The organism is Dellaglioa sp. CoH-56-MRSF-12, assembly GCF_056782075.1.
Genome location: NZ_JBXAYD010000001.1, coordinates 1 through 19,869, shown reverse-complemented (window position 1 = coordinate 19,869; position 19,869 = coordinate 1). Strand labels below are relative to the sequence as shown.

Here is a 19,869-nt window from a genome sequence, read left to right as displayed (position 1 = left end):
AATGATGACAGAAATAAAAAGAGTATTAGTTGTTGGATCGAATGGTCGAATTGGCCAAAAAGTAACAAGTAAATTAGCTGATAAAGGTTACCAAGTCTTGGCGGGTTCAAGACATACAGATAATTTAGATAAAGGTAATATTACTTATGTCTATGTTGATTTGTTAGAAGGTATAGATAAATTAGTCAAGAATATGCAGGCTGTTGATGCCATATTATTTGTTGCTGGTTCTGGCGGCAAAGACTTAATGAAGATTGATCTAGATGGGGCAGTTAAAACGATGGAAGCAGCTGAAATAGCTCATGTTAAGCGTTTTGTAATGTTGAGTTCCGTTTACTCTTTGGATAGAGAAAAAATTGAAGTTTCATCATTAAGAGATTATATGACTGCTAAGTTTTATGCTGATAATTGGCTAATGAAGAATACGCAATTAGAATATACAATTCTTCAGCCAGGCACCTTAGTAGATGAGCCAGGTACTGGTAAAGTAACATTAAATGATGGTCAAGCGGGCTCTAACTCACTTGAAAACGTGGCAGACGTCTTAGTTTCAGTTATCGCACATGATAATACAATCGGAAAAGTAATTACGATGCATGATGGGGATACAGATATCAAAGATGTCCTGTAAATAATTAGAAATTTCGACACAAAAAAAGAGGTTTACTCAGTTAGTTACTTAACGGAGTAAACCTTTTTTATTTAGAATTATTTAGTTGACTCATTTACGATACCGCTATCTTTAGTTGGTGAAATAGCCCAGAGTGAATCGTAATTATATTTCCCTGTCGTATCAAAAATTGAAGTTGTAAAATCTAAAGTTAGTTTTGCATAATAATAAGATTTGTTAATTACAGAACTTGTTGTACCATCACTAAGACTTGATGAGGGTAAATCGAAAATCGTCTTATTAGAAGAGCTGAAATCAATTTCATTAGAAGTTGTTGGCTTTTCTTAAAAAGTAAGCGTACCGCCATTTGAGCTTGTTTGAACTAGGATAATCGAATCTTTTTAATAAGCGGACTTAAAGTATAATTGATAGTAACACTTAAATTCTAGTTAACTTAAAAAAAGGTTATTAATGACTAAAGGCTCTACCTTTAATGGTTATAAAGTGGGGGTAGGTAGGAATCATTCTATTTAAAAATTGATTGTACACTTTCAGTAAATGGTTTGAAAAAATTAAACCTAAAAAAATACTTGTAAATAACATGTAAACGCTATATTAATTGGCGTATATGGACTTAATCATAGAGTTTCTTCTGATAATATTACAGTTGAATCTTATGTAAATTATATGGTACTATTAGGTAAAGGTCAACGTCCCCTTTTCAAGCATTGGCTTAATCAATAAATGGGAGGAATTTATATTATGAAAAAGAATTTATTTTTAATTGCAGCATTAGTACTTGGTTCAACAGCAGTTGTTGGCTCAAGTGTTTCAGCGGATTCAACAGATGGTAAAGGTACAGCTAGTTTAAACATTGAAGCAGGTACTTTTACTCAAACGGGTGCACCATCGTTCAGTTTCACAACAAAACTAAATGAAGCATTAGTTACGACTGGTACAGATATTACATCAACTGGCGCAAAAGATGCTTCTCAAGCTTTAGATGTAGCCGATTACGTAGGTACAGATAGTGGTTGGAATGTTACTGCACAATTAGGTGTGATGGCTGATGCTGAAGTTAAGGTTAGCTCATTAGATCTTGCATCTGCTACAGTTAAAACAGACTCAGATGCTACAGCATCTGCTGCTACTTTAACACCAGCTGGTGCTGCAGCTCCTGTCGCGACAGCTACAACAGGCGCTGGTGCTACAACATTGTCATATGCTGACAATAGTGCAACATTAAAACTTGGTAAAAATACTAAAATTGCAACAACTTCAGCTGATTTAACATGGACTGCAACTCAAGGAAATGCTAGTGCAGCAGCTTTTAACTAAGCTAATTAAAACGTAACAGAAAAAAGACCGCCTAAGGCAGTCTTTTTTTTTAAGGAGAATCGAAATAATGAAATTAAGAAAAATAGTTTTAAGCTTTTTAGCTATCGCGATAGTCACACTTATTACTGTATCGACCAATGTCTATGCAAAGTCTAATAGTGCCGGGTTTACGGTAGCCAAAGTAACGCCTGCTAATCAATATCGAGAGGCAGCACAATTTGATATTAAAATGAACCCTAACTCAACACAGACATTGGCATTGAAAATTAAGAACTTAGAAAACGATACTAAAACGATTGTTGTGAGCCCTAATAGTTCATATACAAATACGAATGGACTAATTGTCTATGATAAGACAAATGTAAAAAAGCCAGCGACTGCTAAGTATCAATTTTCAGAACTTGTCTCAAAAAAACAAGATGTTGTGGTTGGACCTAAAAAAACAGCAACAGTTACGTTTACAGTGAAAACACCCGCTACGTCATTTTCCGGTATTATTTTAGGTGGCTTTAACGTACAAGAAAAAGTTATTAAGGAAAAGAATAAAGGAAAAGGTATTTCAATTACTAATCGATTTGCGTACGTTGTTCAAGCAGTCATTAGAGAATCTGAAACGGTCGATAATCCTAATCCCAAAATGACAATTGGCGATTCTAAAGTGGTATTGAACGCATTTAATAAAGTTTCACTACAAACAAATATGCAAAATGATGTACCCATTGTGATTGGACCAACAACAATTAAAGCAACTATTACAGAAGATAGTAGTAGTACTGTTTTATATGACAAAACAATTAAGGACGTTGATTTTGCACCCAACGCTAAATTTAGCTATGCATTAGACTTAACTAAAGCCAAGTTAATCGCTGGTAAATATGATGTCCATTATACCGTTACCGGAAATAATAAATCTTGGAAAGCAACGAATTCATTTACAATTACTAAAGCCAATATTAAACAGATTAAATCAGATAATAAGGCAGCAGAGCCTCATATATCTTGGTTATTGTGGTTAATTATTGGTATTATTGCTTTATTAATTTTATTAGTTTTATTCTTACTTTTTATTATTTTAAAAAGAAGAAAAAAAGATAAGGAAGAATCACTAGAAAATAAGTAATCAAAATGAATGGTAATCAAAAAGACGTCTAATTTTTATTAGGCGTCTTTTTGTCGATTAGATTTCTTATTCTTTTGATGAATCTACAACGATACTTGGTGATGATAATGACCAAGTTGCGTTATCTTGAAATTTACCAGGATGAGTAATTTTTTTAGTTTTTAGACTTAATGATAATTGTGCAGAATAGTAGTTTTTACTAATAACTGATGTTGTATCAGAATCAAAAATAGTTGAGTTTAAACTTAAAAGAGTATCTTTAGATGTAATTGTTTTAATATCTGAGGCATTCCCATAAGTGATTGTGGAATTACCAAGCATACTCGTTTGCAATTTTTCAAACCAACCAAGTTGATCGGGAATAAAGAAAGGATCACTTAGATTATCTTTATCACTTGTGCTAACAACTAAATTCCAGTTAAGTCCAAAAGGATTATCGACAGTTAACAAACCAGTTGCAGTTACTGTAGGTGTTTTTTCAGAAGTTCCTGCTGTAAAATTACCAAAATCAAATACTTTTGGATAGGATACTAAAAGATCTCCTGCAACGTGTAAATTATATGAAATAGGCGTGTAATCCGGATTTAATTTTGCGAGATTTGCAGCAGAAATTGTATCATTCGTTTTACCGCTTAAGATATCATTAATTGTGTGATTACTATAACTGGAATAGGTACCCGAATCGTGAGTTGATGTGACTAAATATGAAATTCTATTCTTATGGAAAAGATGATAACCAATCAATTCATTGTCATCAATTAATTTAGAATATGTAGTCCCATCAGTATAAGCAGATTCGTCATATTTATATTTACTATGGTCCGTACTGTATTGTTTTGCAAGATCGTCCGCATCTTTTGCAGTGATTTCTAGTTTAGAATTTGTAAGTTCAGTTGTTCCATTTTCTGAATATTTTTCCCAAGGACCATTATTGAAACTGTACCATAAGTAATATTTTTCAGTTTTATCGGTTGTTGATTTCGTATCTATATTGACTGTAGTATCAAGTGATTTTTTAGTTGTTTGAACGGTATTTTCAGGTAATTCATCAGTGATATTGTTTAATGAATAGTGAAAATCGTAAGGGTCTATTTGTGGAATATAATGAGTCGTACCAGATCCAGTATCTGTAGAAGTATAACCCGGTAACGAAATAGACTTAATAGTAGGATGAGATGAGTTACTTGAATCAGGATCTTTTAAAAATTCTTGTATAGCGTCATCTCCAAAATCATCAGACGCATCAAAAATACTTTGATAGGCAAGGTCACTAGGAACGTTTAAATTACCAATAATATTTTGTCCAGTAACAATACTCCCATATAAGAGACCATCGCTACTTGAATCAACGTCGACATCAGCACTAGGTGCTAATACTGAACCATATAAAGGACTCTTCCAACTTCCGACAAAAATCTTACCATTTTCAGTATTAAAATTATTACTAATATGTGAAGACGTATTGTAGACAGATTTCACTTTTTTAGAGTTTTTATCAGTTGTATCGATTGCAACGGGTTCATCGGATAGAAGATTTTTAGCGGTGGTATCTGAACCATTACTATTTTGTCCGGAAAATAGCGTTCCATCACTATTACCAGCTAACTTGTAATCTATCGAAGATCCGTCAGATTTAGGTGGATACGCATTGAAAGTCATCCAGCTACCTTGATTGAAATTAAAACTGATACCAGCATCATTATTAGAAAAATGCTTATAATTTAACATGAAAAATGGCATTTTCATTGTGTTAATATCAAAATTGACTAAATTAATTTTGATACCAATAGCATCTTCAAATGAAGGAATAGAGCCATCAATATCTGCAAAGACAACGCCTTGATCTGTTGAAGCAGTATTCATATCAACGGTTAATTGAATAACCGTTTTACCAGGTGCATATTTTTCAGCATCAATTGATTTATCTGTATTTAAATCAACACGTTTGATAGCATTATTAGATTTAGTAGTAGAACCTGTTGCTTTAGAGTTTGAGAAATTTGTTGAAGTGAAACTAGCGTAATAATCACTGACATCAGTAATATTTTGAGTAGCATCAGCAAATGATGAAATATCATTGCTTGACATAACAGGAAAATCAGAAAGTTTATCAATAGTATCTTTTTTTGCATTAAATTGCTTGATAGCATCAGCGTAACCGGCATTACTTGAAGGTATGGACCAACCAGCAATGGCTTTTGCGATTTCATCATCAGGGGGAGAATTCTGTAGATAGTATGATAAATCTTTGACTTTATCATTAGATTTTGAAAAAACAAAGCTATTTTTATTACCATACCACTGAATCATATCAGCCCCGGTAATATTTTCTGAAATCATTGTAGGATTAACCTTTGCATAATCAGCATCAGTTAAATTAGCAGTTGAATCATGAGCATAATTTTGTAAGTATTTTATAGAAGAACCTCCGGCGGTACCTGAGGAAGTAAATGTTTTGGCAAAAAATTAACCTTGTAGGGAGTCAATATCATTAGAATTAAACGTGATTGTACCACCAGCGAAACCAGTGACATTCGTGGCAGCCCCCATTGGATAACCTACAGGAGGCGTGTATGATGTAGCAGCTTGTGTAGTATAAATTGGTAACGTTAAAAAGAACAAGCTGAAACAAAGGATGATAATCGATTGATAGGTAGTAGATGAGTTAATATATTTGTTTTTTAGCAAAATAAGACTTCCTTTCAAAATAATTAAAAAATTAACTATTTGATTATATATATATTATAGCCTTGCTAGTATAGGATGTGTAGAGATATTGTCGAAGTATTTGGACAAATATAGCTTATAATTTGGATATACGATTAATAATAAAGAAAATGCGCTATTTTTGACTTTTTATTTAATAAAATCCAGTGATGTTTGTAAGTGTCACTATAGATTAAGCCTTTTCAATTTGGTATACTCAATGAGAAACGTTTTATAAAAAGGGAGATAATAAATTATGATTGAAGCAATTAACTTAAAAGCCGGAATGACTTTTGAACAAGGCGGTAAATTAATTAAAGTTTTAGAAGCAAGTCATCATAAACCGGGTAAAGGTAACACAGTTATGCGTATGAAATTACGTGACGTTCGTACTGGATCAACTGTTGAAACAACAATGCGTCCAGAAGTTAAGGTTGAACAAGCTAATATTGAAACAAAACCAGTTCAATTCTTGTACAACCAGGATACAATGGCTATTTTTATGGATTTGGAAACATATGAACAATATGAAATTCCAAGAGAAATTATCGAACATGAAGCAAAATTCTTATTGGAAAATATGGAAGTTAAAATCCAATTTTACGGTACAGAAGTTATTGGCTTAACATTACCAACTGTTGTAACATTACGTGTTACTGAAACACAGCCTTCAATCAAAGGCGCTACAGCAACTGGTTCAGGTAAACCAGCAACAATGGAAACAGGACTTGTTGTTAATGTTCCTGATTTCATCGCAGCAGATGATGTTCTTGAAATTAATACACAAGAAGGTACATACCTTAAACGTGCACCTAAATAAGATTGAAAAGGTAGTCTCTTGAGACTGCCTTTTTTTAATCATTTAAAATGAGGAGATTACTATGGGAATTAAACTAGTTGCAATAGATATTGATGATACGTTACTAAATCCAGAGGGTAGATTAGCAAAAGAAACAATTGATGCCGTCAAAAAAGTGACACAAAAGGGAATTAAGGTTGTCCTTTGTACGGGACGACCTTTAGCTGGTGTGGTTGGATTTCTTGAACAATTAGGGATTAGTGGGGATGACCAATATGTCATTACCTACAACGGTGCAATTATTGAAACAGTAAGTGGAAAACGTCTAGCGCAACATACGTTAACCTTTGATGAGTATATAGCTGCAGATAAATTAAGTTATGAATTAAATGTTCATTATAATATTTTAGATGATGAGAGCCGAATTTATACATCTAATAAAGATGTTGGTCGTGTGACCGTTATTCAAGCAGCTGAAAATAATGAAGGATTATTTGTACGAAATCCAGAGGAAATGTCACGGGACTTAACCGTTTCTAAAATTATGTTTGTGGATGAACCTGAAGTTTTAGACGCACAGATGATTAATATTCAAAAAATATTTGATGATAGTTATTATGTTGTACGTAGTTTGCCAGAATTTTTAGAAGTTTTGAATAAAAAAGCTAATAAAGGAAATGCATTAACAGATTTAATTGCAGAACTGGGATTAAAAGAAGAAGAAGTTATGGCAATGGGAGATCAACATAATGATTTAACGATGTTTGCCGTAGCCGGAACGACTGTTGCGATGGGAAATGCCATTCCTGAATTAAAAGAAGCAGCAACTTATGTAACAGAATCGAACGTTAATCATGGTGTTGCGGTTGCATTAGAACGTTATGTAGGTTAAATAACGATAAAATATAAAAAAGTTTGGAGTCCGCATGAGGTTAGCGAGATTCCAAACTTTTTATTTAGTCTAAAAGATGTTGCTTTGTTAAGTAGTCGTGTGCGACGGTACTTGCTGGGACATTTTTAACATCAACTAGATAATTCATTTTTTGCATATCTGTATCAGAAATTTTTCCGGTTAATTTATTTAAACTTTTTTTGATGGATGGATATTTTTGTGAGATGCCCTTTGCAACAAGTGGGGCGCCTTGATAAGGTGGGAATAAAGACTTGTCATCTTTTAATGTGACCAAATTATATTTGACGAGCTGACTATCAGTTGAATAGGCATCAACTAAATTTACATTACCATTCACAATGGCTTGATAGCGAAGTGCTGGTTCAAAAGATTTAGTGTTAAATGACAAATGATACTTGCTTTGTAACCCTTTGTAACCATCATCACGGTTTAGAAACTCAAGCGTAAAGCCTGCCTTTATTTTTGAAGATACTCGTGATAAATCAGAAATTTTTGATAGATGGTATTTAGTTGCAAAGTCTTTAGTGACAGCGACAGCATAGGTGTTTTGATAAGCCATCGGATTTAAATAATCTAAATCTGATTTAACTTTAATTTCGGTTTTTGCTTGCTGGTAGGCTTTATTTTCATTTGTACTTTTGAGTGGTGATTTTACTAACTCTTCAAGTACCGTACCTGAAAATTCTGGGTAAATATCGATTGAATTAGATTTTAATGCAGAGTATAGAAAACTCGTTTTACCAAAATTTGGTTTTAAAGTAACCTTGATATTGGCGTCGTCTTCTTGAATTAAATCTTTATACATATTAATTAGAATTTCAGGTTCTGCCCCCATTTTACCAGCAATGACTAATTCTTTTTTCTGATGTGTGAAAGTATTGATTGTGGCACCAACAGCAAATAGGAATCCTAAAGTAATTAATATAATGGTAATTGTTTTTATCTTTAAATTCTGCAATTGCCGGATTAAAACACTGAAAACAATAGCTAGAATAATAGAACTCAACGCGCCAATAATAATCAAGCTCATATCATTTCTATCAATTCCCAGCAAAATAAATGTTCCTAACCCGCCAGCACCAATTAAAGCAGCTAGTGTTGCGGTTCCAATAATTAGAACAAGCGCAATACGAATGCCTGAAATAATTAGTGGCATAGCTAAGGGTAATTCAAATCGAATAAGTTTTTGCGCACGTGTCATACCAAATGCAGTTGCGGCTTCTTCTAATGATGGATCAATACCAGTTAAACCTGCATATGTGTTCTGAAAAATGGGCAGTAAAGCATAAACAACTAATGCGATAATTGAAGGTAGTGTTCCAATTCCGACTAGTGGAATTAATAGCCCTAGCAGCGCGAGTGAAGGAATTGTCTGTAAAACACTGGTAATTTGCAACATAATTTCTGCTGCTCTTTTATGCTGTGCTAACCAAATTGCTAAAAAGACGGCAATGATGGTTGCAATCAGCAATGAAATTAATGATATCTGTAGATGTTGAAGAATAGCGGTCCATAAATCAGCACGGTGCATTTTAAAAGTTGTTATTAAATTTGCCATTGGTCATCCACCTCGCTATCAGACATGCTTGCACCATAACGAATTAAGCATTGGGCATCAACTGCACCAATGAGATTCTGGTCGTTATCTTTAACATTTATAATTGTATATTTAGAAAGTAGAGATATGAGTTCTTTAAATGTTGTTTGAGTTGAGGTGACGTGATTATTAGCGAGTTCATCAATTGGAAGACTAAATGATTTTTGAATCATTTCAGCTAAATTAAATTGCGTGTTGGATACGTCTAACCCAAAAAACTCTGAAATAAAATCATTTTTTGGTGCATTTCTAATTTCGTCAGGGGTACCAACTTGAATGAGATTGCCATCATGCATAACACCAACACGAGTTCCGAGGCGAAGAGCTTCAGACATATCATGCGTAATGAAAATAATGGTATTGTGTAGTTCCTCATGTAAATCGATGACGATATCTTGTAATGTTTTTTTTGAGATAGGATCCAGCGCACTAAATGGTTCGTCCATTAAAATTAATTTTGGTTTAGTTGCAATTGCTCGTAAAATACCAATTCGTTGTTGCTCGCCACCGGATAAATCGCTAGGCATTCTCTTACGATATGCTTCAGGCGGTAAACCAACACGTGTTAATAAGGCATCGACACGTTCTCTTTGTTTGTTTTTAGGCCATTTTTGTAATTCTGGTAATAAGCTGATATTTTCAGCAACTGTCATATTAGGAAATAAAGCAATCTGCTGTAAGACATAGCCAATCTGTGAACGTAAAGTATGTAACGGAATCTGATCAATATTTTGATTTTCAAAGTTAATAGTACCCGAGGTGGGCTCAATTAATCGATTAATCATTTTTAAAGTTGTCGTTTTACCACTACCACTAGGGCCAACAAGAACAAAAAGTTCCCCTGTATCAATATGTAAGTTTAAGTCGTTTAATACGGTAACTGTTTTGAATGTTTTGTTTATGTGTTTGAAATCTAACAAAAGCTAACCCTCATTTCTTCTTATTTTATATGTAATATATCTGGAAATGGTAACTATTTCGATGTAACTCTACATGAATGAAAATTATTAAGCAAAGATTTTGTTTTAAAATGTTGGAATTAAATTTTAGTGTAGGAACGGTCTGAATTGATGGATGGAGTAAGCCTTAATATTAAAAATAATATGTAGAAAAGCTTGACTTAGAGTCAACTCTAAGTGTTTTAATAGAAACTATTGAAGGAGGCGATTGAATGACTAATGAGCAACAATATAAAATTGGTGAGTTTGCTAAATTAGTTGGGTTATCAAGTTTTACATTGCGTTACTATGAAAAAGAAGGCTTAATTAAGCCTCACCGTAATTCGGCAGGCTTACGTTATTACACGGAACATGATATTAAATGGGTAGGATTTTTGCTTCATCTTAAAGGGACAGGGATGCGGATTAATGAAATAATTAAATACGTTGAACTACGAGCACAAGGTGATGCAACCATTAAAGAACGACGCGAGATGCTCAGCAAGGTAAAAGAAAATGCACTGTCTGAAATGGTAGAATTACAGCATAATATTGAAATTATTTCTCATAAAATTGATTGGTATGACAGAAAAGTTTCACACAGAACAAATGGAAACGAAGTGTCAGAAGATATTAGTTTTGAAAAGTATCTAGAACAATTCGCGATATACGATTAACGCTAGGTTAACCGTATAAAATAAAGTGAGGTAATTATAATGAATGAGGAACAAATTAAAAACGGTCTTTTTCCAATAGGTGAAAAAAATGAAGCATATAAAGATTTCTTTGTTGGTCAAAGTTATTTAGACATGTTAGTGGCGGATCCAGATATAAACGTTGGTGTTGGAAATGTTAGTTTTGAACCTGGAACACGTAATAATTGGCACATCCATCACGACGGTTACCAACTATTATTGGTCACTGCCGGTGAAGGTTGGTACCAAGAAGAAGGTCAACAAGCACGACGTTTAAAAGCTGGTGATGTTGTTGTCACAAAAGACGGGATTAAACATTGGCACGGTGCTACAAAAGATAGTTGGTTCTCACATGTTGCTATTACAGCAGGGACACCTGAATGGTTAGAAGCTGTTGATGACGAAACGTACGGTAAATTAAAAGATTAATAGGAGGATATTATATTATGGTAAAGAAACAAACAGCAGGTCGCGATAACTTAGGCGAATTTGCACCTAAATTTGCAGAATTAAATGATGATGTTTTATTTGGTGAAGTTTGGTCACGTGAAAGTGAATTACCAGCACATCAACGCAGTATTATAACAATTTCAGCTTTGATTTCAGGTGGTAACTTTGAACAATTGCCAGCACATATGGCAATTGGCAAAACAAATGGAATTACGAAGGAAGAAATTGCTGAAATTATCACACATTTATCTTTCTACGTTGGTTGGCCTAAAGCTTGGTCTGCATTTAATATTGCAAAAGATGTTTTTGAAGACTAATTATTTAAAAGTGGGACATGAATTAAATAAATACTGGCTCCGTACTTTGTCAAAAGTATCGAGTCAGTATTTTTGCTTACCTAATTATTTCTTGAGGTCTTGTCTGATTAAAAGTGAAATTATAACAATCGTAATCGCGGCAATAATAAATTCTACATTCAAAAAGTGTTTATTTATGAAAAATGCAACAATGACTCTAACTATGGTTGCAATAGCTAACGTTAAGATGAATGTTTTAATATAATGGACATTTATATAATCGTTTATTTTTTTAAACATGGACTCAACTCCTTCAGTTACCTAATAATAGTGGCACAAATTAATAAGATAAGCGAATTTTAAGTAACATTAAATGATTGTCCAGCAGACGTGAAAGCGCTATAATATAATTTGTAATTAGTTTAGGAGGAGATAGTTAATGTATCAAGCAAATGAAAAACGTTATGATAAAATGATTTATAATCGCCTCGGTAATAGTGGATTAAAAGTTTCTGCTATTGCCTTAGGCTTATGGAAGAACTTTGGGGATGAGACACCTTTAGCAACGCAAAAAGATATTATTGAAACAGCATTTGATAATGGAATTACTTATTTTGATTTGGCAAATAATTACGGTGATGGTGCTGCCGAGAAGAATTTTGGGCGCATTTTACGTGAAGATTTAAGTGCCTACCGGGATGAAATGGTTATTTCGACGAAGGCAGGTTACTATATGTGGCCAGGTCCTTATGGCGAATGGGGTTCAAAGAAAAACTTGTTTGCCAGTATGGATCAATCATTACAACGTATGCAGCTAGATTATGTTGATATTTTCTATCACCATCGTCCAGATCCAGATACACCGTTGGAAGAAACAGCTGAAGCTTTGGATTTACTCGTTCGCCAAGGTAAAGCCTTATATATTGGAATTTCAAATTATCGGGCACCAGAAGCTGAAAAGATGATTCAATTACTAAAAGCTAAAAATACACCTATCGTTGTCCACCAACCTAGATATAATTTATTAGATCGTTGGATAGAAGATGGATTAAAAGATGTTTTAAAACAAGAGCAGATAGGAACAGTTGCTTTTAGTCCTTTAGCACAAGGGTTATTGACTGATCGTTACTTGAATGGTATTCCAGACGATTCTAGAGTGAAACGATTTGATACCTTGTCTACTGAGAGAGTTGAATCAACACTTAAAAAGGTTCGTGAATTAAATGAAATTGCAAAAAATCGCAACCAGACATTGGCTGAAATGGCGCTATCTTGGGATTTGAAAGATAATTCTGTTTCGTCGGTTATTATTGGTGCTAGTCGTGTGAGTCAATTAAAGGATAATTTAAAGGCATTAGAGCATTTGGATTTTGCACCAGAAGAATTAGCAAAAATTGATAAAATTGTGAAATAAGAAGAGGTATATAAAGAGAACCCTTGGGATTGAAATGAAATTCAATCCCAAGGGTTCTCTTTATATCTTTTTTTGTTCTATAAAAAATGTATTTTAACTTAATTAAGCTAAGATACATCAATTAAATAAAAACTATTTAATCTTGATTTTCAAGGATTTCTCGAAATGGAATTAAACCCTCTGCTTGGTATTCTTTAACAAAAGCTTTAACAGCATCTGGATCTTGTGTTTTAGGATCAATAATGAGCTGTTCAACAGGAAGTGGACGGTCAGAAGTTACTTTAACATCGATAACAACAGGCACTTTTGAACCTTTAGCTTCAGCAAAAGCAGTTTTTAATTCTGCTAATGTCCGGACGGTATACCCTTTAGCTCCCATGTCGTTGGCAATTGCGCCCCAATCAGCATCAATTAAATCAATACCTGAGTGTGGTTGTTGTTTATCATCTTGTTCAGCGCGGATGAATCCAAGTTCCTGATTGCTTAAGACAACGTTGATGATAGGCATGTTGTATTTAACTTGTGTTAAGACATCTTGCATGACCATCGTCCAACCACCGTCACCAGAAATTGAGAAAACTTGACGGTCTGGAAAGGCAGAGTGAGCCCCAATTGCTGCGGGTAGTGCATACCCCATCGTTGCGTACCATGCGGATGTTGTAAATTTATTTTTCTCACCAAGACGTAAGAAACGCATTGCTTCAATCGTTACATTACCAACATCAATTTGGAAAATTGCATCGTCATCTTTAATTTTATTAATTTCATTGAAAACTGGTTCAAAACGAAGTGGTTTACTGTCATCTTCAGTAAAGCTATCAATCCATTTAATCCAGTTTTCTTTGTTAGCGATGGCAGCTTTGTACCATTTTGTTGGTGCAACTGGTGTTTTAACGGCCTTATTTAATGCGATTAAAGTTTCCTTACCATCGGCTAAAATAGGGACATCAACTGAATGACGTTTACCTAATTTTTCAGAATCAATATCGACCTGAATAAATTTAGCATCTGGAGAAAAGAAATATTCACCAAATGGAAAATCAGATCCAATGAAAAGAACAGCATCAGCGCCACGAAGAAGGTCAACGCCGGGTTTGCCAGCAACTCGTCCAGCAGAACCCATGTATGCTTTGTAATCATCAGGAATAATTGTTTTAGCAAGCGCAGTTGTTGCGATTGGTAATGATAATTTTTCAGATAATTCAATTAATTCTTTTCCAGCGCCACGAACACCTTTCCCAGCATAAATAATTGGTGTCTTAGCTGTTGTTAAAATATCTAAGGCATCTTGAATTTGTTTATCACGAGGCATCGGATAAAGAGGTTCTTGGTGTGTTGCGGCTGTTGAAACAAAGGTGTCATCGATTTCTTGCCAACCTAAATCGGTCGGAATTGTGACAACTGCGACGCCATTATATTTGTAGGCTTGACGGATAGCTTCATCAACAACAATGGGTAAGTTTTCGGGTGTAGTAGCTGTTCTGTTATAAATAGAAACATCCTCAAACATTGGATTTTCATTCATTTCTTGGAAGTAATTTGTATTCATCACTTGTGTACCAACTTGGCCGACTAAGGCAAGAACAGGAACACCATCATATTTAGCATCGTAAAGTCCGTTTAATAGATGGACAGCACCGGGACCAGCGGAACCAAAAGTAACACCTAATTTTCCAGTTACTTTAGCTTCACCAACTGCTGCGAGTGCGCCGACTTCTTCATGACGAACTTGTACATAATTAATTGTATTTTTACGATTATGTAGTGCATTCATTGTTGAATCAAATGAACCACCTGGCAACCCATAGACGGTTTTAACGCCCCAATCTTCTAAAACTTTGAGCATGGCATCTGATGCATTAATTTTTTTTGGCATAATAGTAAATCTCCTTCTTGAAAAATTTTATTCTACAAGGATAGTATAAATCTACCAATGAATTAACACCAGTGAAAGCACTTACTTTTAGTAATTAAAAAAGGTAGTTCAGACAAAAAAGTCTGAACTACCTAAATAGGGTTTTATTTAAAACGAACGATAATTTTACCAAGTGCATGATGAGATTCACTACGATCGTGAGCTTCTGCTACACCTTCTGCAGAGAATTCATGAACTGAATCTAAGGTCACTTTTATAGTGCCATCTTCAAGCATATCAGCTAATTTAGTTAATTCTTCACCATTTGGGTCCAACCAAATTGAATCAAAAGTCACATTTCTTGCTTCAGCAAGACCTGCTGTTTTTTCAGAATCCATCCCAGTAATAGCAACTAAACGACCTGTGCCATGTTTTAAGATATTAACTGATTTTTCTTGTGCGTCACCACCGATTGTATCAACTACAAGGTCGATATCTTTTAAGATTTCCGCAAAATCAGTTTCATGGTAATCAATGACTTGGTCAGCGCCAAGTCCTTTAACAAAATCAATATTCTTCGAGCTAGTTGTGGTAATAACGTAAGCACCAACTGATTTAGCAAGTTGAATAGCGAAAGAGCCAACGCCACCTGAACCAGCATGAATAAAGACTTTTTCACCTTTTTCTAAATGACCATGATCAAAAAGGGCTTGCCATGCAGTTAAACCAGCTAAAGGAACAGCAGCAGCTTCTTCAAAGCTAATATTTTTAGGTTTTGGTGCAAGCAAATTAGCATCAACAGCAGTATATTCGGCGTAAGTACCAAAACGAGTCGTGGCAGGGCGTGCGAAGACTTCATCACCAATTTTCCAATCGGTTACGTTAGCGCCTACTTCTGTGATAACACCCGACACATCCCAACCTAAAATAATAGGAAATTGCCAGTTAAGCATACCTTGTAAAAAGCCTTCACGCGTTTTCCAATCAATTGGATTAATTCCAGCTGCTTTTTCTTGAACAATTACTTGATCCGCCGTCATTTCAGGCATAGCTACTTCACGTTGTTTAAGTTTATCTTGTCCGCCAAATTCATCAATTACAACGGCTGACATCATTTTCTTTTCTGTCATCGGATTCCTCTTCTTTCCAGTTACTTTTAATTTGTAAGTGAATTGTATCGAATAACGAAATAGAATGCAATCAAGACACTCTTTTATAGTATTAATATTCTTATGGTTAAAATTGACATTTAGACTTTATTTACGTATATTATAGCTATAAGTGATGAAGTAGTTCAGTAATTTATCGATCAATTTTAAAGAAACCTGGTGGTCGCTGGAAATCAGGAATTATCGATGAGTGAAGTACGCTATGGAGCTAACAACGATTCATCTCGTTAACGATGATTGAGCGATTAGCTACTATATTATGTAGATAATAACTTGGGTGGTAACGCGGAAATTAATTCGTCCCTGATATCTTTTTTAGATATCAGGGATTTTTTTATACTTATATTATATAGGAGGAAACAGAAATGAATATTATTGACGAACTAGAATGGCGCGACGCAATTAATCAAACGACAGACGAAGATGGGTTACGTGAACTAACGTCTGAAAAATCAATTGGCTTATACTGTGGGGTTGATCCAACAGGGGATAGTATGCATATCGGACACTTAATTCCATTTATGATGTTGAAAAGATTTCAATTAGCAGGACATCATCCATACATCATTATTGGTGGTGGTACAGGTTCAATTGGTGATCCAAGTGGTAAAAAATCTGAACGTGTGCTGCAATCGATGGACCAAGTTCATCATAATGAGCAAGCTCTCACTGCACAGATGACCAAATTATTTGGACAAGATTCAAATATTTCAATTGTAAATAACTATGATTGGTTATCAAAAATTAGCTTGCTTGATTTCTTACGCGATTACGGTAAGTTATTTAATGTAAATAGCATGCTCGCAAAGGATGTTGTTGCAAGTCGTTTGGAAGTTGGTATCTCATTCACGGAATTTACATACCAAATCTTACAATCAGTTGATTTCCTACATTTACACAAGCACCATGATGTTCAATTACAAATTGGTGGGGCTGATCAATGGGGGAATATTACTGCAGGAATTGATCTTATTCATAAAGAGCTAGGTTCAGACACAAAGGCATATGGGCTAACAATTCCACTAATGCTTAAGGCTGATGGTACTAAATTTGGTAAAACAGCTGGTGGCGCAGTTTGGTTAAATCCAGAAAAAACAACACCATATGAATTCTACCAATTTTGGTTAAATCAAGACGACCGGGATGTTGTGAAATATTTGAAATTTTTCACATTCTTAACGTCAGATGAGATTGCTGAATACCAAAAATCAGTTGAAACAGCTCCAGAAAAACGTGAAGCACAACGCCGCTTAGCACGAGAAGTAACAGAATTTGTTCATAGTCCAGAAGCTGTAATTGAAGCCGAACATATTTCTGCAGCTTTATTTTCAGGCGAAGTGAAAGAATTAACGACGAGTGAAATTGAACAGGGGTTTAAAAATATGCCTTCTGTTGAATTAGCAGCAGAACCAGAGAATATTGTTGAGTTATTAGTAAATACAAAAATTGAATCATCAAAAAGACAAGCACGTGAAGATATCACTAACGGGGCTATTCGTATTAATGGTGAAAAAATTCAAGATTTAGATTTTATGATTGATCCTGCTACAGAATTTGATGGCAAATTTGTGATTATTCGTCGTGGTAAAAAGAAATATTGGTTAGGACGCGTTAACGCATAATGGCACTATTTTATGTAATAGCTTTTCTTGTGGCGGGGATTATTATTTCAAATGTAATTCACGAAATTCTTCCTAAAATACCAGATGCTTTTATTCTTATTGTAATTGGTCTGTTGTTGTCATTAGTACCAGTCATGGCTAATTTCGAATTAGAACCAGAATATTTTATGTTATTCATTATTGCACCACTTATGTTTAATGATGGGCAAAAAACATCTGTTAGGGGGATCCGTAAAAATTTTCATGCGATACTTTTATTATCAGTAGTTTTAGCGCTTATTACAGTTGTAATAGTAGGGTTGTTAGCGAATCGATTAGAAGTTCGATGGACATTGCCACTTGCAATAGCACTAGCTGCGATTGTGACACCAACTGACGCCATAGCAGTAAAATCCTTAACATCAGCATCAAAACTTGATTCAGGGGTTAATACTGCCTTAGAATACGAATCATTATTTAACGATGCAAGTGGATTAGTGATGTTAAATTTGGCATTATCTGTGATGGAAAAAGGAACATTTTCCATCTATAGCGGATTATTTCAATTTATTTTTGTTGCAGTTGGTGGTATTGTAGTTGGGGTTATGGCAGGTGGAATCTTAGTTATCGTTAGAACGTATTTTAATAAGAGGGTAACTTCACCAGAATTAACGATTATTCCAATTGCGTTGTTAACACCATTTATTGTTTATTTATTGGCGGAAAGTCTAGGGACATCGGGAATTATTGCTGTTGTAACTGCAGGGATTGTTCATAATATTGAATCCGAGCGTTTAAAATTAACTGCAACACGTGTCCAGTTAGTTTCGTCAACAATATGGGATACGTTGACCGCAATGCTTAACAGTATTGTATTTATTTTATTGGGAATTAGTTTACCTGAAATTTTCCGGGCACTGATTAAACTTGGAACGAGTCAGTCGTTTGAGTTGTTGAGTCTGGGTTTGATAATCTATGTAGTCATGATTGGTATCCGATACACTTGGGCATTAATTGGAAAAGAACCACATATTGCTGCCTTTTTCGGTCCTTCAAAATCAAAAAAAAGACGAAAAAATGCATTTGTTTTTGGGTTGAGTGGGGTACACGGAACAATCACGTTATCAATGGCATTTTCATTACCAATGTTAATAAATGGACGGGCTTTTCCGTATCGAGAAGAAATTTTAATCATTGCAACTACTGTCATATTATTAAGTATGATAACACCAGCATTAGTGTTGCCTAAAATCTTACTAGCTAAAAAGTTATCATTTAATAAAGAAGAATTAAATTTTTCACGAATACAAATGATTGATTACGCTAGTTTACATTTAACAGAACGTATTCAATCTAACGATGTGAGATACGCGGTGATTCAACAATTACAATCACAAAAAGGGTTTAATGATATTCAAGGGTATGATAAACATCAAGAATTATTTAAAAAAATTAATGAAATTGAAGATGAATTTTTAAATAGTAATGAGATAAAAGAAATTTATCCTGCCCGAGTACTCAGTACGTACAGAAAAATTTTGGATACAGATTATGGTGGACAACGATTAAGTGTTAATCGAATCATTCGATCAGTAGAACATCAGGTTAGGCATGAAGCGTGGCATATTAGCCATGGGCAAATAACTCGTGGACAGAGAAGTAAGGCCAGGAAACAATGGGCTAAAGATAATATAGAAAAAATGCAAATACACAATGATTTCCGATCATTATTATGGGACTTGGAGAATCAATTGCATGAAGTAATTGAACAATATTTACATGATTTAACAAAAGAACGTTTGGCTAATGCACATGGACAACTAGATGATATTCAGAATGTTGAAAGATTTATCGAAGATCGACAAAGACACTTTCGTAGAGATTACGAAGAGAATGAAAAAATATCAGTAGATTTATTTATTCAAGCATTTCAATTAGAATATAATTATGTTCAAACACAATATATAGCAGGAATAATTAACGAGCAACTTGCTAATAAGTTGTATGATGAAATAAATCAGGCGCAAACACTACAAATGCAGCAACTATTAGTTGAACATTAAATAAAAAATAATTTCAAAAATCAGGATTAATAGTCTATTTTTGAAATTATTTTTTTATTTAAGACCTATAAAGTAATTAAAAGTACAGATGTATACGATTACATCAATATTTTTAGATTTAATTTAAATAAAGGCTTGACGAAGGTCATTATTCTTGGTAAAGTAATAAACGTTGCCTCAGTAGTAAACAACTAATTCAAATGTGACCAGTTAATTAATTAAAAAAAATCTTGACAATTAACGAAATCCTTGATATGATATAAAAGTTGTCAAAAGCAACCAAGTAGATCTTTGAAAACTGAACA

General features: G+C 34.2%; 17 protein-coding genes and 1 other annotated feature. Of the genes, 11 read left to right on the top strand and 6 right to left on the bottom strand.

What is annotated here, in order from left to right:
- The first annotated feature begins 1 nt into the window (after position 1).
- From AC1RPY_RS00085 to AC1RPY_RS00075, 3 genes are all read left to right on the top strand, one after another.
- Positions 2 to 631, top strand: coding sequence for an SDR family oxidoreductase (locus AC1RPY_RS00085; protein ID WP_481761122.1), 630 nt, complete (start codon positions 2 to 4; stop codon positions 629 to 631).
- Positions 632 to 1,372: 741 nt separating this feature from the next.
- On the top strand, positions 1,373 to 1,948 hold the full coding sequence (locus AC1RPY_RS00080; RefSeq protein WP_481761123.1) for a WxL domain-containing protein: 576 nt from the start codon (positions 1,373 to 1,375) through the stop codon (positions 1,946 to 1,948).
- 67 nt (positions 1,949 to 2,015) lie between these two features.
- Positions 2,016 to 3,068, top strand: coding sequence for a WxLIP family cell surface protein (locus AC1RPY_RS00075; protein WP_481761124.1), 1,053 nt, complete (start codon positions 2,016 to 2,018; stop codon positions 3,066 to 3,068).
- 66 nt (positions 3,069 to 3,134) lie between these two features.
- Here AC1RPY_RS00075 and AC1RPY_RS00070 read toward each other — a convergent pair whose 3' ends face one another.
- Together AC1RPY_RS00070 and AC1RPY_RS00065 are read right to left on the bottom strand one after the other, a co-directional pair.
- On the bottom strand, positions 3,135 to 5,408 hold the full coding sequence (locus AC1RPY_RS00070) for a hypothetical protein (RefSeq protein WP_481761125.1): 2,274 nt from the start codon (positions 5,406 to 5,408) through the stop codon (positions 3,135 to 3,137).
- 126 nt (positions 5,409 to 5,534) lie between these two features.
- Entirely contained in the window at positions 5,535 to 5,756 is a 222-nt protein-coding gene (locus AC1RPY_RS00065; RefSeq protein ID WP_481761126.1) for a hypothetical protein, read from the bottom strand.
- 274 nt (positions 5,757 to 6,030) lie between these two features.
- Here AC1RPY_RS00065 and efp point away from each other — a divergent pair, with 274 nt between their 5' ends.
- Together efp and yidA are read left to right on the top strand one after the other, a co-directional pair.
- Positions 6,031 to 6,594: an elongation factor P gene (gene efp, locus AC1RPY_RS00060; RefSeq protein ID WP_409021902.1), complete on the top strand. Its 564-nt coding sequence runs from the start codon at positions 6,031 to 6,033 to the stop codon at positions 6,592 to 6,594.
- 61 nt (positions 6,595 to 6,655) lie between these two features.
- The gene (gene yidA / locus AC1RPY_RS00055; RefSeq protein ID WP_481761127.1) at positions 6,656 to 7,465 is read left to right on the top strand and encodes a sugar-phosphatase; all 810 of its coding nucleotides are present in this window, start codon (positions 6,656 to 6,658) and stop codon (positions 7,463 to 7,465) included.
- A 64-nt stretch (positions 7,466 to 7,529) separates the two neighbouring features.
- On the opposite strand, the gene AC1RPY_RS00050 is transcribed toward yidA, so the two are convergent.
- Positions 7,530 to 9,044, bottom strand: a complete 1,515-nt coding sequence (locus AC1RPY_RS00050) for an ABC transporter permease/substrate-binding protein (RefSeq protein ID WP_481761128.1) — start codon at positions 9,042 to 9,044, stop codon at positions 7,530 to 7,532.
- Positions 9,032 to 10,003, bottom strand: coding sequence for an ABC transporter ATP-binding protein (locus tag AC1RPY_RS00045; RefSeq protein WP_481761129.1), 972 nt, complete (start codon positions 10,001 to 10,003; stop codon positions 9,032 to 9,034). Before AC1RPY_RS00045 ends, AC1RPY_RS00050 begins: the two co-directional genes overlap by 13 nt.
- Before the next feature lie 251 nt (positions 10,004 to 10,254).
- On the opposite strand from AC1RPY_RS00045, the gene AC1RPY_RS00040 reads away from it, so the two are divergent.
- The 4 genes from AC1RPY_RS00040 to AC1RPY_RS00025 all read left to right on the top strand — a co-directional run bounded on the left by AC1RPY_RS00040 (position 10,255) and on the right by AC1RPY_RS00025 (position 12,876).
- Positions 10,255 to 10,698, top strand: a complete 444-nt coding sequence (locus AC1RPY_RS00040; protein ID WP_481761130.1) for a MerR family transcriptional regulator — start codon at positions 10,255 to 10,257, stop codon at positions 10,696 to 10,698.
- Positions 10,699 to 10,737: 39 nt separating this feature from the next.
- Entirely contained in the window at positions 10,738 to 11,145 is a 408-nt protein-coding gene (locus tag AC1RPY_RS00035; protein ID WP_481761131.1) for a cupin domain-containing protein, read from the top strand.
- Positions 11,146 to 11,162: 17 nt separating this feature from the next.
- Positions 11,163 to 11,483, top strand: coding sequence for a carboxymuconolactone decarboxylase family protein (locus AC1RPY_RS00030; RefSeq protein ID WP_481761132.1), 321 nt, complete (start codon positions 11,163 to 11,165; stop codon positions 11,481 to 11,483).
- A 418-nt stretch (positions 11,484 to 11,901) separates the two neighbouring features.
- The gene (locus AC1RPY_RS00025; protein ID WP_481761133.1) at positions 11,902 to 12,876 is read left to right on the top strand and encodes an aldo/keto reductase; all 975 of its coding nucleotides are present in this window, start codon (positions 11,902 to 11,904) and stop codon (positions 12,874 to 12,876) included.
- 136 nt (positions 12,877 to 13,012) lie between these two features.
- On the opposite strand, the gene spxB is transcribed toward AC1RPY_RS00025, so the two are convergent.
- Complete coding sequence (spxB, locus tag AC1RPY_RS00020) at positions 13,013 to 14,752, bottom strand: pyruvate oxidase (RefSeq protein WP_481761134.1); 1,740 nt, start codon at positions 14,750 to 14,752, stop codon at positions 13,013 to 13,015.
- 143 nt (positions 14,753 to 14,895) lie between these two features.
- Complete coding sequence (locus AC1RPY_RS00015; protein WP_481761149.1) at positions 14,896 to 15,843, bottom strand: NADP-dependent oxidoreductase; 948 nt, start codon at positions 15,841 to 15,843, stop codon at positions 14,896 to 14,898.
- Positions 15,844 to 16,006: 163 nt separating this feature from the next.
- Positions 16,007 to 16,208 (top strand) — a binding site (T-box leader).
- Between the two features lie 57 nt (positions 16,209 to 16,265).
- Here AC1RPY_RS00015 and tyrS point away from each other — a divergent pair.
- Together tyrS and AC1RPY_RS00005 are read left to right on the top strand one after the other, a co-directional pair.
- Entirely contained in the window at positions 16,266 to 17,522 is a 1,257-nt protein-coding gene (gene tyrS, locus AC1RPY_RS00010; protein WP_481761135.1) for a tyrosine--tRNA ligase, read from the top strand.
- The gene (locus AC1RPY_RS00005) at positions 17,522 to 19,564 is read left to right on the top strand and encodes a cation:proton antiporter (RefSeq protein WP_481761136.1); all 2,043 of its coding nucleotides are present in this window, start codon (positions 17,522 to 17,524) and stop codon (positions 19,562 to 19,564) included. Before tyrS ends, AC1RPY_RS00005 begins: the two co-directional genes overlap by 1 nt.
- The last annotated feature ends 305 nt before the right edge of the window (positions 19,565 to 19,869 follow it).